General features: G+C 41.6%; 12 protein-coding genes and 1 tRNA gene. 6 read left to right on the forward strand and 7 right to left on the reverse strand.

The window, feature by feature from the left end:
- Positions 1-161 precede the first annotated feature (161 nt).
- Together mdtH and PSF09_RS00010 are read left to right on the forward strand one after the other, a co-directional pair.
- Positions 162-1,367, forward strand: a complete 1,206-nt coding sequence (gene mdtH / locus PSF09_RS00005; RefSeq protein ID WP_272683297.1) for a multidrug efflux MFS transporter MdtH — start codon at positions 162-164, stop codon at positions 1,365-1,367.
- 38 nt (positions 1,368-1,405) lie between these two features.
- Positions 1,406-1,966 (forward strand): lipoprotein, encoded by a 561-nt coding sequence (locus PSF09_RS00010; RefSeq protein ID WP_115167312.1) that lies wholly within the window; start codon positions 1,406-1,408, stop codon positions 1,964-1,966.
- A gap of 143 nt (positions 1,967-2,109) precedes the next feature.
- Here PSF09_RS00010 and PSF09_RS00015 read toward each other — a convergent pair whose 3' ends face one another.
- Both PSF09_RS00015 and ghrA read right to left on the reverse strand, forming a co-directional pair.
- Positions 2,110-2,661 carry a TorD/DmsD family molecular chaperone gene (locus PSF09_RS00015; RefSeq protein WP_115167313.1) on the reverse strand — a complete coding sequence of 184 codons (552 nt, stop codon included), beginning with the start codon at positions 2,659-2,661 and terminating at the stop codon, positions 2,110-2,112.
- A gap of 138 nt (positions 2,662-2,799) precedes the next feature.
- Positions 2,800-3,741 carry a glyoxylate/hydroxypyruvate reductase GhrA gene (ghrA, locus tag PSF09_RS00020; RefSeq protein ID WP_272683298.1) on the reverse strand — a complete coding sequence of 314 codons (942 nt, stop codon included), beginning with the start codon at positions 3,739-3,741 and terminating at the stop codon, positions 2,800-2,802.
- Positions 3,742-4,078: 337 nt separating this feature from the next.
- Between ghrA and PSF09_RS00025 the strand changes: the two genes are divergently transcribed.
- Positions 4,079-4,166, forward strand: a tRNA-Ser gene (locus tag PSF09_RS00025).
- A gap of 8 nt (positions 4,167-4,174) precedes the next feature.
- Here PSF09_RS00025 and PSF09_RS00030 read toward each other — a convergent pair.
- The 5 genes from PSF09_RS00030 to PSF09_RS00050 all read right to left on the reverse strand — a co-directional run bounded on the left by PSF09_RS00030 (position 4,175) and on the right by PSF09_RS00050 (position 10,366).
- Positions 4,175-5,695: an alanine/glycine:cation symporter family protein gene (locus PSF09_RS00030; RefSeq protein WP_272665002.1), complete on the reverse strand. Its 1,521-nt coding sequence runs from the start codon at positions 5,693-5,695 to the stop codon at positions 4,175-4,177.
- Between the two features lie 86 nt (positions 5,696-5,781).
- Positions 5,782-7,266, reverse strand: coding sequence for an aldehyde dehydrogenase (locus PSF09_RS00035; protein ID WP_272665003.1), 1,485 nt, complete (start codon positions 7,264-7,266; stop codon positions 5,782-5,784).
- An 8-nt stretch (positions 7,267-7,274) separates the two neighbouring features.
- Positions 7,275-8,141, reverse strand: coding sequence for a 4-hydroxy-tetrahydrodipicolinate synthase (gene dapA, locus PSF09_RS00040; protein WP_272665004.1), 867 nt, complete (start codon positions 8,139-8,141; stop codon positions 7,275-7,277).
- Between the two features lie 17 nt (positions 8,142-8,158).
- On the reverse strand, positions 8,159-9,406 hold the full coding sequence (locus PSF09_RS00045; RefSeq protein ID WP_272683299.1) for an NAD(P)/FAD-dependent oxidoreductase: 1,248 nt from the start codon (positions 9,404-9,406) through the stop codon (positions 8,159-8,161).
- 9 nt (positions 9,407-9,415) lie between these two features.
- Positions 9,416-10,366, reverse strand: a complete 951-nt coding sequence (locus PSF09_RS00050) for a 4-hydroxyproline epimerase (RefSeq protein WP_272683300.1) — start codon at positions 10,364-10,366, stop codon at positions 9,416-9,418.
- Positions 10,367-10,519: 153 nt separating this feature from the next.
- Between PSF09_RS00050 and PSF09_RS00055 the strand changes: the two genes are divergently transcribed.
- The 3 genes from PSF09_RS00055 (at position 10,520) to PSF09_RS00065 (ending at position 13,966) form a co-directional block, all read left to right on the forward strand.
- A complete protein-coding gene (locus tag PSF09_RS00055; protein ID WP_272665007.1) occupies positions 10,520-11,323 on the forward strand; it encodes a helix-turn-helix domain-containing protein in 804 nt (267 codons plus the stop codon).
- 243 nt (positions 11,324-11,566) lie between these two features.
- Positions 11,567-12,190, forward strand: coding sequence for a CDP-alcohol phosphatidyltransferase family protein (locus PSF09_RS00060; RefSeq protein WP_272665008.1), 624 nt, complete (start codon positions 11,567-11,569; stop codon positions 12,188-12,190).
- A 9-nt stretch (positions 12,191-12,199) separates the two neighbouring features.
- Positions 12,200-13,966 carry a bifunctional alpha/beta hydrolase/class I SAM-dependent methyltransferase gene (locus tag PSF09_RS00065; RefSeq protein WP_272665009.1) on the forward strand — a complete coding sequence of 589 codons (1,767 nt, stop codon included), beginning with the start codon at positions 12,200-12,202 and terminating at the stop codon, positions 13,964-13,966.
- The last annotated feature ends 29 nt before the right edge of the window (positions 13,967-13,995 follow it).

Consider the following 13,995-nt stretch of genomic DNA (forward strand, 5'->3'; position numbering starts at 1 on the left):
AGAGCGAAGTATGACGAATATTTATTGATAAAAATAAATCATCGATACCCCACGTTACTATGATAAAAAAATATCATCTATTGAACCCTATTATACTGATATTATTACTATCTGATTTTAAGAAACATTTCCCCTTTGCTATTTTTCTAATGGTGTCTCTCATGGCGCAAGTGTCACGGGCAAGAAGCCTTGGCAAGTATTTTCTTTTGCTTGACAACATGTTGGTTGTTCTAGGCTTTTTTGTCGTTTTTCCGCTTATTTCTATTCGTTTTGTTGATCAACTGGGTTGGGCCGCTGTGGTGGTTGGTTTTGCCTTAGGACTTCGTCAATTTGTTCAACAGGGTTTAGGTATCTTTGGCGGTGCTATCGCTGACCGATTTGGTGCGAAGCCCATGATTGTCATTGGAATGCTATTACGTGCCAGTGGTTTTGCGGTGATGGCGGTGGCCCATGACCCTTGGGTTTTATGGCTATCTTGCGTACTTTCGGCACTGGGTGGAACCTTGTTTGATCCTCCACGAACCGCATTAGTTATTAAATTAACTCGCCCGTATGAACGTGGTCGTTTTTATTCTTTGCTGTTAATGCAGGACAGTGCTGGTGCAGTTATCGGTGCTTTGATTGGTAGTTGGCTACTACAATATGACTTCCATTATGTCTGCTGGGTTGGCGCTGCGGTGTTTATTATTGCTGCTATCTGCAATGCTTGGTTATTACCTGCTTATCGAATCTCAACCGTCAGAACCCCCATTAAAGAAGGCATGGGACGCGTACTGAAAGACAAACGTTTTGTAACTTATGTGGTCACATTGGCAGGCTATTTTATGTTGTCAGTACAAGTGATGCTTATGTTTCCTATTGTTGTCAATGAATTAGCAGGCACACCCACTGCCGTCAAATGGATGTATGCGATTGAAGCAGCGATATCTTTAACATTGCTTTATCCCATTGCGCGTTGGAGCGAAAAACACTTTCGCCTTGAACAACGGCTTATGGCCGGGCTATTTTTAATGAGTCTCAGCATGTTTCCGATTGGCATGACAACCTCTCTCAATACGCTATTCGCCCTTATTTGCCTATTTTATTTAGGTACGGTAACTGCAGACCCAGCGAGAGAAACATTGAGTGCCTCTCTTGCTGACCCTCGAGCCCGAGGCAGCTATATGGGGTTTAGCCGCTTAGGCCTTGCTTTAGGTGGAGCTGTCGGTTATACCGGCGGCGGCTGGATGTACGATATTGGTCACCAATGGAACTTACCTCAACTTCCATGGTTCTTATTAGGAATCATCGGTTTTATTACTTTATGGGCGCTACATAAGCAATTTAACCGCAAAAAAATTGAAACAGTCATGTTGAGTGGGCAGTAATGCGCTAAACTAGCGGTATTACTGTAAAAGGAGTCTCTATGAAGAAGTTTTTAATCGCCGCTATGGTAGGCTTTCTCACTCTCTTATCGGGTTGTAGTCAATTATCTGAGTTTAGTATTAGTGAGTCACAAATTAATAATTACCTTGCTAATAAAGTAAAATATGACCATAAGGTCGGTATTACGGGCTTTGCTGATGCGGATATTCAACTCGCTAATTTAAAATCAGAAATTGGCCGCAGTGAACCAGGAAAAGTTGCTTTAACGGGGGATGCAACCGTTAAATTAGACTCGCTGATTGGTAAAGCAGAAGCACAAATTAACCTGACACTCACTGCTCGCCCTTATTTTGACGCCAAAACAGGTTCAATTTACTTAAAAGAGTTGAATATTAGCAGTTACAAAGTGATGCCAGAAAATATGGATACAGCGATGTCAGCGGTTATTCCTTACTTGAATAGTTCCCTTGAAACTTTCTTTGAAACTCAACCTGTTTATGTGTTAAATCCTGATAATGGCGCGGCTGAAGCAACCGCGAAAAAACTCGCTAAAGGGCTTGAAATTAAACCGGGTAAACTGGTCATTCCATTAGTTGATTAATTTTAACCATAAATAATTTCGATTGATAAAAGCATTAAAGGCAACAGGAAAATCTGTTGCCTTTTATATTCAATCAAAATTATTAATCAATAGCGCTAACTAAAACATCAGTAACATCACCATAAAAAGTGACAGTGTCACGATTATTCAGTTTCTGAGTCAAGCTCATCACGCAGAGCAATGACTGCATCACGCGTAATTTGAGCTAAAGTACGGTAAAAGGTAGTGGTTGCATGCGCTTCAACTTTACCTAAAAAGCTGCCATACCAACTAAGAATATAGCTATCAAATAATTCTTCTTGAGCGGCGGTTTCATCTTCTGCCGCTTGGTCTTCTAACCAAGAAGCCGCGAGTAGCAACGCGCCAAAAGCGTCAGCAGGCGCATTCGTCAGGGACATTCCTCTAACGGTTAAAAATTCGCGAACTTCTGCTTCTGTAATTTCAGAATCGTAATCATTCGCTAACATTGAAACTGCAGGAGATTCCCCCGCAAATAGGGCTTGGTAATCCGCATTAACTGCATTGACATCGAGGTCTTTTGCCATGCGTGACCACAACTCATCTTGTTCCAATGGCCATGATGCTTTTAATTTATCTTGAGCAATCATATCAATAAGCGGTTTTACGAGGCTATCAGAGGGACTACGTTGAAATAGTGTCCCCAAAATACGGCAGACGATTGAAAATTCGTTCATATATTATCCTATTTTACAGATTCAGTAGTCACACCTCGTGACCAAAGCAGTTACTTTCAGTATATCGAAAAAATAGGAAAGATATTAGGGGGAGGTAATTGCAAGTGGTCATAAAGACCACTTGCAGCAAAGAAGTGACTAATAACCGCGTTGCATATCAACGACACCAGCAGGCGCTTGCCCTGCTTCGATACGTTGGATGTTGCTGACAATCATATCCATAGCTTCTTTCGGTTTTGTAAAAGCAGCAACATGAGGGGTGATAGCGATGCGGGGATGTGTCCAGAACGGGTGCATTTGCGACAACGGCTCACTGGCAAAAACATCAAGTGCAGCACCTGCAATTTGTCCTGATTCGAGGGCTAAAAGCAAATCCTGTTCAATCAGATGGGCGCCTCGTGCAAGGTTGATAACATATGCCCCTTGCTCTAACTGGCTAAATAGTTGCTGGTTTAAAATTCCCACCGTTTCTGGAGTACTTGGTAACAGATTAATAATTACACGGGTACCAGAAAGGAAATTAGCTAGCTGGTCATGACCAAAATAACTTTTTACGTTATCAAGTTGTTTTTCAGAGCGGCTCCATGTTCTTACATGAAAACCAAAGCTGACTAAGCGCTTTGCAACTGCTTGCCCTAATGCCCCTGCGCCCATCACTCCAATAACAAAATCTTCATGTTGGTAGGCTGGTAACTGCTTCCATTGGCGCTGTGATTGTAATTGGCGATATTCATCCATACGACGAAAGTAACTTAACACTTTTGCACAAGCGTATTCTTCCATTTGAATCGCCATACCCGTGTCTTCCAGACGCATTACGGGAACCCCAGCTGGCAGGGTCCCTGGTTTATCTTGTTCTTGTTTTAAGATAGCATCCACACCCGCGCCTAAAGCGAAAATTCCTTTTAAATCACTGCGACCAGCGAGACATTCATAAGGCGGTAACCAAACCATGGCGTAATCCGCACTTTGGTTATCCCCTTTTTCCCATTGGCGAATATTCACTTGTGGTAAGCGTGCTTTCATGCCGTCAATCCACTGTTTTGAATCAAAAAATGGATGGTAAAATAAAATATTCATGGCAACTCCTCTTTGGTTTCTAACAGAGTGTGCCGAATGGGATTTCTTTTCAAGTTAATCAAGCCGATACACTGTACACAATCAGAATTTTGTTAACTAGCTAACGGTTTTTACTTCTGTGACTTGCCGTTTTAAATTAACATTAAAAGTATTATTAACCTTAGCCGATAACATTTGAGATTAGATAATAATCAAATTGTTTTTTATTTAGCTAAACAGCAACAAAAGTCGGAAAAAGGATAAATAGGGAGTTGACGTAAGACGCTATTTTCCCTATAGTAGCGCCCCGTTGCAGAGCAGGTTTTTATTCCCTACTCCACAACAGATTTAGAAAAACGGTGAGGTGTCCGAGAGGCTGAAGGAGCACGCCTGGAAAGTGTGTATACGGCAACGTATCGAGGGTTCGAATCCCTCCCTCACCGCCATTTTTCTTCTAGTTTTTACCCTCTTCTTCTTGATATGCCATCCCTTTATTTTGTTTCTCTTTCGGTTCTATACCTATTCCTTGCGCATGGTATTCACGGCTAATATCTTCCCAGAGTTCTGCATTTTCTATTCCGGCCACTTTCGGGTCAAACACTGGATCAACACCTAATTTTTCCTGCCGTTCAAAGTCACGCAGTGCCCGTAGCGCCGGTTTTGACAAGAAGACAATGGCGATAAGATTAAGATAACTCATACTACCGAACCCAATATCGCCAAGGCTCCACATTAAACTGACTGACTGAACACTTCCCATAAAAACAATAATCAAAAATACAAACTTCAGTATCAGTTTTAGAATGGGGTAACGTAATTTTCTATCAAGGTAAACAATTGTGGTTTCTGCAATATAGTAATAGGCCATCAATGTTGTGAATGCGAATAAAAATACGGCGATTGAGACGAATCCCGACCCTGCGGAAGTAAAGACTGTTGATACCGCCATTTGTGTCCATGCGGTTCCCGCAGCAACCCCAGGAACGTATTCGACTAAGGCCGTTGCCGAACCGTCTGGAAAAACGTTATACATATTCGTGACAAGGATCATTAGACCCGATGCTGTACACACAACAACAGTATCAATGTAAATTGAAAATGCTTGAATTAACCCTTGTTTTACAGGATGGCTTACTTCGGCTGCCGCAGAACTAAATGTAGCTTCACCCGCACCTGCTACGTTGGAAAAAACCGCGCGGCGCACCCCCCATGAAACAGCCGTACCAATAATACCGCCGAATACGGCATCCATTCCCATCGCGCTACGGAAGATTAAACTGAACATTCCTGGCACTTGTTCGTAATGGCTACCCAAGATGATCACCATCATGACGATATAAGCTAACGCCATAATTGGTACGATTTTATCCGCAGCACTCGCAATACGTTTTACACCGCCAAAGATTAGCCATGCCATCAGCACTGTCACAATGCCGCCTGTCGCAATTGGAGGTAAGTTGAATGAAGTTTGAAAGGAGTCAGCTATAGTATTGGCTTGAATACCCGGAACTAGTACGCCATAAGATAGGCAAATAACAGCAGCTACCATAATGGCAAATGGCTTCAATTTTAACCCTTTCTCGATATAGTAAGGCGAACCGCCACGGTATTGACCATCAGAGCGCTGCTTGTATATTTGAGCGAGTGTTGATTCGATAAACGCACTTGCTCCACCTAATAACCCCATGACAACCATCCAGAAAATCGCGCCAGGACCACCCGCAGCAATAGCTGTCGCTACACCGGCGATATTCCCCACCCCAACTCGTCCTGATAATGCTAAACAGAATGCTTGGAAGGAGGAAATTCCTTCTTTTGACGCTTTATTTTCCTTTAACAAACAGACCATTTTAATGAGATAGCGAAACTGTACACCGCGAGTTGCTAATGTAAAATAGAGCCCAACACCTAGCGATAATACCACTAATGCATTACCCCAGATGTAACCAACGATTGTATTAACGATGGCTTCCATTTTGTACTCCTTCGTTATTGTAATTGTTTATTTGTATTTGCAGGGTAAAAAAAACCGGAGTCCACTAGGGGACTCCGGCCAACGTTTTATTGATGGATAAACCAGATAACCTTCGTTTGAGTATATTGTTCAAATGCCTCTAAGCCGTTGTCTTTACCGCCAAAACCTGATTGACGAAAACCACCAAACGGCGTTGTAATATTGCCCTCACTAAAGCCATTGACTGAAACGGTACCCGCGTTAATACGCTGTGCATTTTGCATGGCTCGGTGAATATTTTGGCTATAAAATGAGGCGGCTAAGCCATATTGAGTATCATTGGCTAAAGCGACCGCTTCATCATCAGTTTTAAACGATGTGACGGCTAAAATAGGGCCAAAAACTTCATACTTAAATAGCGACATTTCAGGCGTGACTTCATCAAAAATTGTCGGTTCGATATACCATCCAGCCCCCAATTCATGATGAATTTTTCCACCCGCAACTAATTTTCCTCCCTCTTTTAACGTGATATCTAAAAAGGATTTTACTTTCTCAAAATGAGCCTGTTCGACCATTGGCCCAATTGAAATATCTGCTTGCCTTGGGTCTCCGACTTTCCATTCTTTAATGGCGACGGCAAGCTTCTCTAATAGTATTTTTTTGATGCTTTCGTGCACAATTAAGCGAGAACCACAGCTACAATTTTCACTCATATTCCAGAAAGCCGCCGCCATAATATGTGGAATTGCCGCCTCAATATTCGCATCTTCAAACACTACTTGAGGACTTTTACCGCCACATTCGAGTACAATTTCTTTTAAGTTACTTTCGGCGGAATATTTTAAAAATAAGCGTCCCACATCTGTTGAACCAGTAAATGACACCATATCAACATCATGATGGCGGCCAAGCGCTTCCCCGACTTTTTCACCTAATCCACAAACGAGACTTAAAGCGCCTTTAGGAATACCGGCCTCATAGGCCAGCTCTACCATGCGATGCGCACTTAATGAGGTCAATTCGGCCGGTTTCACTATCACCGAGTTGCCTACAGCAAGAGCCGGAGCCACTTTCCACGCAAACATTTGAGCAGGGAAATTCCACGGTAATACCGCGCCCACCACACCAATAGGCTCATGCACTATTAACCCCAATTCTTGATGACTTGTTGGTGCAATTTTGCCAAACAGTTTATCAATCGCTTCGGCATACCAATAAAAGGTGTCAATCGTTGCAGGTAAATCAGTATTTAAGCATTCAGTGATAGGCTTACCTGCATCAATACAGTCTAGCGCTGCAAGTTCTTCACTGTGTTTTTCAATCAGATTAGCCCATTTAAGCATGATAGCTTTACGTTCTTGCGGCGATAACCCGCGCCATTCACCTTGATTAAACGTGCTACGCGCCACCTGTACCGCGACATTAATATCGTTAGCATCGCCATCTGCAATAAAACCAATAATGCTGTTGTCGATTGGGGTACGGTTTTCTAATCTATTTTGCTGTTCTGGGTGCCCTGCAATTAAATTGCCTGCCCACAGTTTTCCTTGTTTTGCACGTTCAAATACCTGCTGCTGGGTAAGAGTCATATTTCCCCCTAGCGCTTAATTAATTTAATAAAGTCATCGCGTTCTTTAGACGCTATATTTGACAGAGGCAAACGAACCGGACCTACATTGAATGTGCCATTCAAGCAACCCGCCTTGGCTTTTTGGTTATAATCCCCTGATTCCATTGAGTAAATTGCAGGGTAAATTTCATTCATAATCTGCTTGGCTTGTTGCCAGTCACCCGCTTGTGCAGCATTAAAAATAGCAACTTGCTCTGCTGGAAATACATTACCCGCTCCCGCAATCCAACTTTTGGAACCCCAAAAGAAGAAATCCACTGGTTGATCATCGCAACCACAAATGACCTCAAAATTTTTGAATGGTGTTTGTAATAAATGCAGTGCTCGACTAAAGTTCCCACTGCTTTCTTTGATAGCGACAATATTGTCAATTTCGGCTAGCTTAATGACCGTTTCAATGTCAATTTCAATACCAATCCGAGCTGGGAAATTGTACATAATAATGGGTAATGGTGTTGATTTTGCGACTTTTTCATAGTGGGCATATACCCCTTGCTGGTCCGGCAAACTATATGGCGGTGGCGACAGCATTAACCCTTCATAACCGAGTTCTTGAGCTTGTTTCGCACGTGCAATTGCCCCCTCGGTTGATAAATCATTAATACCCGCAATTAATGTCACTCGTCCTTTGGCAATTTTGCAAACGGTTGACAGCACGGTCTTACGTTCATCTTCGTTTAATGCGTAATACTCCCCTGTTGTCCCACAAACCACTAACCCCGTCACACCCCGCTCAATAAGTTTTTCAGTTAATTCAGCAAGTGCACTGATATTTAATGTTAAATCATCATGAAATGGAGTCACTAACGGAACAAGAATGCCATGGAAATTCATTTGAATTCTCCTCAAAATTAAAGAAATCGTTCAATGGAAAAAGGAGTACAGTCGATACTTGTCGGCTGATGATGGATAAAACTATTCACAATATCTGCGGTGATCGCCGCTTGGGTTAATCCCAAGTGTTGGTGACCAAATGCAAAAATATAAGGACCTTTATGGTCTAAAACAGGCAATGAATCAGACGTAGATGGGCGAAATCCCATCCATGATGTAGATTGTTGGCTATTTAATGTTTTCTTTAGCATGGGTTGCGCTAATGGGAGAAAATGTTGAGCTCGCTGCATATTTGCAGGACGTTTTAACCCTGCGTATTCTACGGTTCCTGCGAGGCGTAACCCTTGAGACATTGGCGTCATAATAAAACGCCTATCCATACTTGATACTGGTATCGATAATCGACCTAACTCATGGGGCAACATCAAATGATAACCACGCTCAGTTTCAAGTGGCACTTTGATACGACTCACCATTTTGACTAGCGATTTAGAGAATGCGCCCCCTGCAATCACTATTTTTTGTCCTGTAAACAGCCCTTGAGTGGTTGTCAATATCGCTTGTTGATTCGACGTTGATGTAATTTCTGTTACTTCACAGTGGGTTAATACTTGCCCACCCGCATCGATAAAAGCTTCTGTCAGTTTTTTGTGTAACACACATAAATCCACAACATGGCCTGTATCGGGGTAAAAAATGCCACCAATTTGGCTTTCAGATAAAGCAGGTTCGCGCGTTAATAGCGCATCTTGATCAATCAATTGATTAGTCACACCAATACTTTGTAGATACTCACTGTGCTGGCTTAGCTTATCGAGCGTCTCTTTTTTCTCTGCCACCAATAGTGACCCCTTCATTTTGACAAGGTCATTTAATTGCCATTTCTGAATAAATGCTTGCCATGAATCGAAAGCGGCACTATTTAGTGTCATCAATGTGTGATGAATATGGGTAAAAGGCTTATGGCGCATGTTACCCAACAATTTTATTAACCAAGGTGTTAGCGGTAATAAATAACGCCAGTCCAGGCGCAGAGGGCCCAGTGGGTCAAGTAACATTTTCGGAATTGATTTTAAAACGCTCGGATCCGCAATCGGAAAAACCTGTTCTGTCGCAATATGCCCTGCATTGCCAAATGAGGCTCCTTGGCCAATTTCATGTTTATCAAGCAACAGCACTTGTGAGCCATTAGCTTGCACTGTCAGTGCAATACTCAAGCCAATAATGCCGCCACCCACTACAATCACTGGATATTTGCGTTCCATTTCATTCCCCTATGCCACTGAAATTCCAAAACGAAATGGATCTTGTTCATCTATCAATAAGGTATTTTTCCCACTGATATAGGCATGACCACGAATAGTTGGAATAATGCCGTTTTCATCAGCCTGTTGATAACTGGCCTGAAATTGGCTGCCAATCACACTGGCTTGATGCCAGATGTCACCAGCCGCCAGCTTTTTATCCGCGGCTAAACAGGCAAGTTTGGCACTTGTTCCTGTTCCACAAGGGGAGCGGTCATAGGCGCCACCAGGGCATAACACAAAACTTTGGCTATTGGCCTCGGGGTGTGAACCGAATAATTCGATATGGTCAATTTCTTGGCCATCTTTACCGCAAATACCTTGATCAGATAAGGCTTGCTTAATCTTTAAACTGACTTCTGTCAGTAATTTAATATTTTGGTAATCAATAGCGACTGGTGACTGCTCAACAAGAAAGAACCAATTTCCGCCCCAAGCAATATCCCCGGTAATGGTGCCGAGTTCTGGAACATTAACTTGTACCGCTTTGCGATAACGATATGAATAAACATTCTGAATACTCACACTGCCATCTTGATGCAAATGAGCCGTGACATCTCCTACCGGGGTTTCGATAAGATGTTTACCGAAAGTGATATGGCCGAGAAAATGCAATGAAGCCACTAAACCGATAGTGCCGTGGCCACACATTCCCAAGTAACCTTGATTGTTAAAAAAAATCACACCGGCTGTTGCTGCTGGGTTTTGTGGTTTACACAATAGAGCACCCACTAAAATGTCATTGCCTCGTGGCTCTAAAATGGTGGTTTTACGCCATACATCATGTTGATGGCGTAATATCTCCAGTCTTGATGCGATGCTTTGCTGCCCTAAATCAGGGAATCCGTCGATAACGAGCCGAGTTGGCTCGCCTGCAGTATGGGAATCGATAACTTCAATTTTGTTATATTGATATTGCATTGGTTAGCACCCTATCTATTATCATTGTTAATAGAATGCTTGATTTTTGTTAACAACTCTTGATATCTTTCCAACAAACTTATGCGCTTTTCTGCACAATCTAAAAATATTTAACAGAATTAGTAAAATTAATTTAATATTTCGGAGCGCAGCATGATCAATCTAAATAAATTGTTATTGATTAGTCAGGAAAATATGCTGTTTCCTGTTGATAATATTGATGTTCTATTAAATCATTTAGGCTTAGTGATGCCCCTCATTAATACCTTGCCGAATGTGACTTTCTTTGTGAAAGACCATAATGCAAAGTATGTGTTGGCCAATGATAATTTAGCCACCCGTTGTAAAATCGATAGCGTTAATCATCTAGTTGGTAAATGTGCTGAGGATATATTTCATTCAGAACTAGGCCAAAGCTATAGTTCTCAAGATTATTTAGTGATGGAGAAGAAAATTAGCGTCATTAATAAACTTGAACTTCACCTGTATAAAGCGGGTTTGTTGGGATGGTGTTTAACGACTAAGGTTCCTATTTTTAATACACGTAACCAAGTTATTGGAGTTGCAGGTATTTCAGTGGATTTACAAGATGTGAAATCGGTCAGCCCTAAGCTAAACAACCAACTTAGCCGTGTTGAACGTTATATTAGTGAGCATTTCGATACCGCAATAAAAATGACAACTCTGGCTGACATATCTGGCCTCTCGCTTTCTCAATTGAATCGCCAGTTTAAAGCTATTTTTTTGATAACCCCTCAACAATATATTCAAAAAATGCGCCTTGAACATGCAATTGAACTACTCGACGATGATTTTTCAATTACTGAAATTTCCAGTAAGTGTGCTTATGCCGATCACAGCGCTTTCTGTCGAAAATTCAAAGAAATGACCACCATGACACCTAGCCAATTTAAACGAATGCGTTCAAAAATCGATAAACAGAGGATATTGGCCTGATCGAGTATCATATTGGTTAATCAGTTTTTCCTTAATACCAATAAATCCATTCTCTTTAGCTTTTATGACGTATTTTTTGCTTTTCTATTCAAATAGTTACCGTGGCATCGTCGATGAAATTACTAGATAACGTCCCTTGGTTATTTCCTAACTTAAGATAGCTCTTATTGCAGACATCCATCAATCGGGTATTGATATATCCCAATGCTGCATCTAAGTGCAGTGATGAGAAAGGAATACTCAATGACCATTTACGATCTGAAACCTAAATTTCAAGATCTTCTTCGTCCAATTGTTCGTAAGCTATTTAGTGCGGGTGTTACGGCTAATCAAGTCACTTTGGCAGCTTTACTTTTGTCTGTGATCTGCGGAATGCTATTACTGTTCATTCCAAACCCACACCTGTTTATTTTATTACCTTTCGTACTGTTTATTCGTATGGCACTCAATGCGATAGATGGCATGTTAGCAAGGGAGCACAACCAAAAAAGCCACCTTGGTGCAATCTTGAATGAGCTTGGTGATGTTATTTCAGATATCGCACTATACCTACCATTTGCGGTTATTTTCCCTCAAGCATTTTGGCTTATTTTATTCATTCTATTTCTTACGCTACTAACTGAATTTATTGGTGTTATCACTCAAACAATTGGTGCGTCTCGTCGCTATGACGGCCCTATTGGTAAAAGTGATCGAGCCTTTATTTTCGGTGCGTTAGGGCTGCTTGTGAGTATTTTTCCACAAATCATATTTTCTAGTTGGGTAAGTTATCTGTTTATCCTTTTAACTTTGTTGCTGTTTTATACTTGCTATAACCGTATTCGTCGTGCACTTTGTGAATTATCTGCATCGGCGAATAATAATTAAGGAAGAATTATGAACGCTCAGACAGATTATCTGACGCAACGTCCCGTTATTGAGTCCCAATTTACCACCAGTGACCATACTTCTCTTTTTTATCGACATTGGCCAACAGAGACTTCGACCAACAAAGCGATTATTTTATTTCATCGTGGCCATGAACATTCTGGCCGTGTCGCCCATTTAGTCGATGAACTCAATTTACCTGACTATGCGATGTTTGCATGGGATGCCCGTGGCCATGGTAGAAATGATGGCCCTCGAGGTTATAGCCCTTCACTAAGCACGTCTGTCAATGATGTCGATGAATTCGTACATCACATTTCCTCCCAATATAATATTCCCTTAGAAAATATCGTTGTTATCGGGCAAAGTGTTGGGGCCGTCCTTGTCTCCGCTTGGGTTCATGATTACGCCCCCAAAATTCGTGGAATGGTACTCGCCTCTCCTGCATTTAAGGTTAAATTGTATGTTCCATTTGCCCGAGCAGGGCTTGCTTTAATGCAAAAGGCTCGCGGTTTGTTCTATGTGAATTCCTATGTCAAAGCTAAATTTCTGACTCATGATGAACAACGAATTGATTCGTTTAATCGCGACCCATTGATCACTCGCCCTATTGCCGTCAATATTTTACTTGAATTATATAAAACAGCTGAACGTATAGTGGCCGATGCAGGTGCAATTACCTTACCAACTCAATTATTTATTTCAGGTAGTGACCACGTTGTCCACCATCGACCTCAACATCAGTTTTTTGAAAAATTAAATACCCCAATAAAAGAAAAGCATATATTGCCCGGTTTTTATCACGACACGCTAGGTGAAAAAGAACGCCATATCCCAATTGAAAAAATCCGTGATTTTATTGGAAAATTATTCGCCTTACCGCGCTACCAACATAATTATCAATATGAGGATATCTGGAGTGTCAGTGCTGAAAAATATCGTTCGCTCATGACTCCTTTGCCTAAATGGTGCCCTAAAAATCTTGCTTATAAAATTATGGGCAAATCAATGAGCACACTAGGCAAAGCTTCTGAAGGTATTCGCATTGGTTATGATAAAGGGTTTGATTCAGGTTCAACTCTCGATTACGTATACCGCGACGAAGCCCAAGGTAAAGGCTTATTTGGCCGTGTGATTGATAGGCAATATCTCAACAGTATAGGCTGGCAAGGAATACGCCAACGCAAAGTGAATATTGAAAATATTATTCGGCAAGCGATTCGTGACCTCACGGAGACAGGTACCCCTGTTCGAATTATGGATATTGCCGCAGGCCAAGGTCGTTATATCTTTGATGCAATTAATGATTATAGCAAAGTTGAGTCTGTCCTATTAAGAGACTATAGCCCTATCAATGTTGAACAAGGACAGTTACATATTAAGGAACGTTACCTTGAAGATAAAATTCAATTTACTGAAGGTAATGCTTTTGACGCCGATGATTTAGCCGCGGTTTCACCATCTCCAACAATTGGCATTGTCAGTGGTTTGTATGAACTGTTCCCCAGTAATGAAATGATAAAAGCTTCATTAAATGGACTTTCTCGAGCTATCCCATCTGGCGGGCTATTAATTTATACTTGCCAGCCATGGCACCCTCAAGTTGAAATGATTGCTCGGGTACTACCAAGCCACCAAGGTGGCCAAGCATGGGTTATGCGTTGTCGTAGCCAAGGCGAAATGGATACTTTAGTTGAAGACGCGGGCTTTGAAAAACTAAACCAATCAATTGATAACTGGGGCATATTCAGCGTATCCATAGCTAGACGACGTTAGTCTATTTATCTCGCATTGTGATTGATGCC

The sequence above is a fragment of the Providencia sp. PROV141 genome (genome assembly GCF_028481645.1).
GTDB classification, from domain to species: Bacteria; Pseudomonadota; Gammaproteobacteria; order Enterobacterales; family Enterobacteriaceae; genus Providencia; species Providencia rettgeri.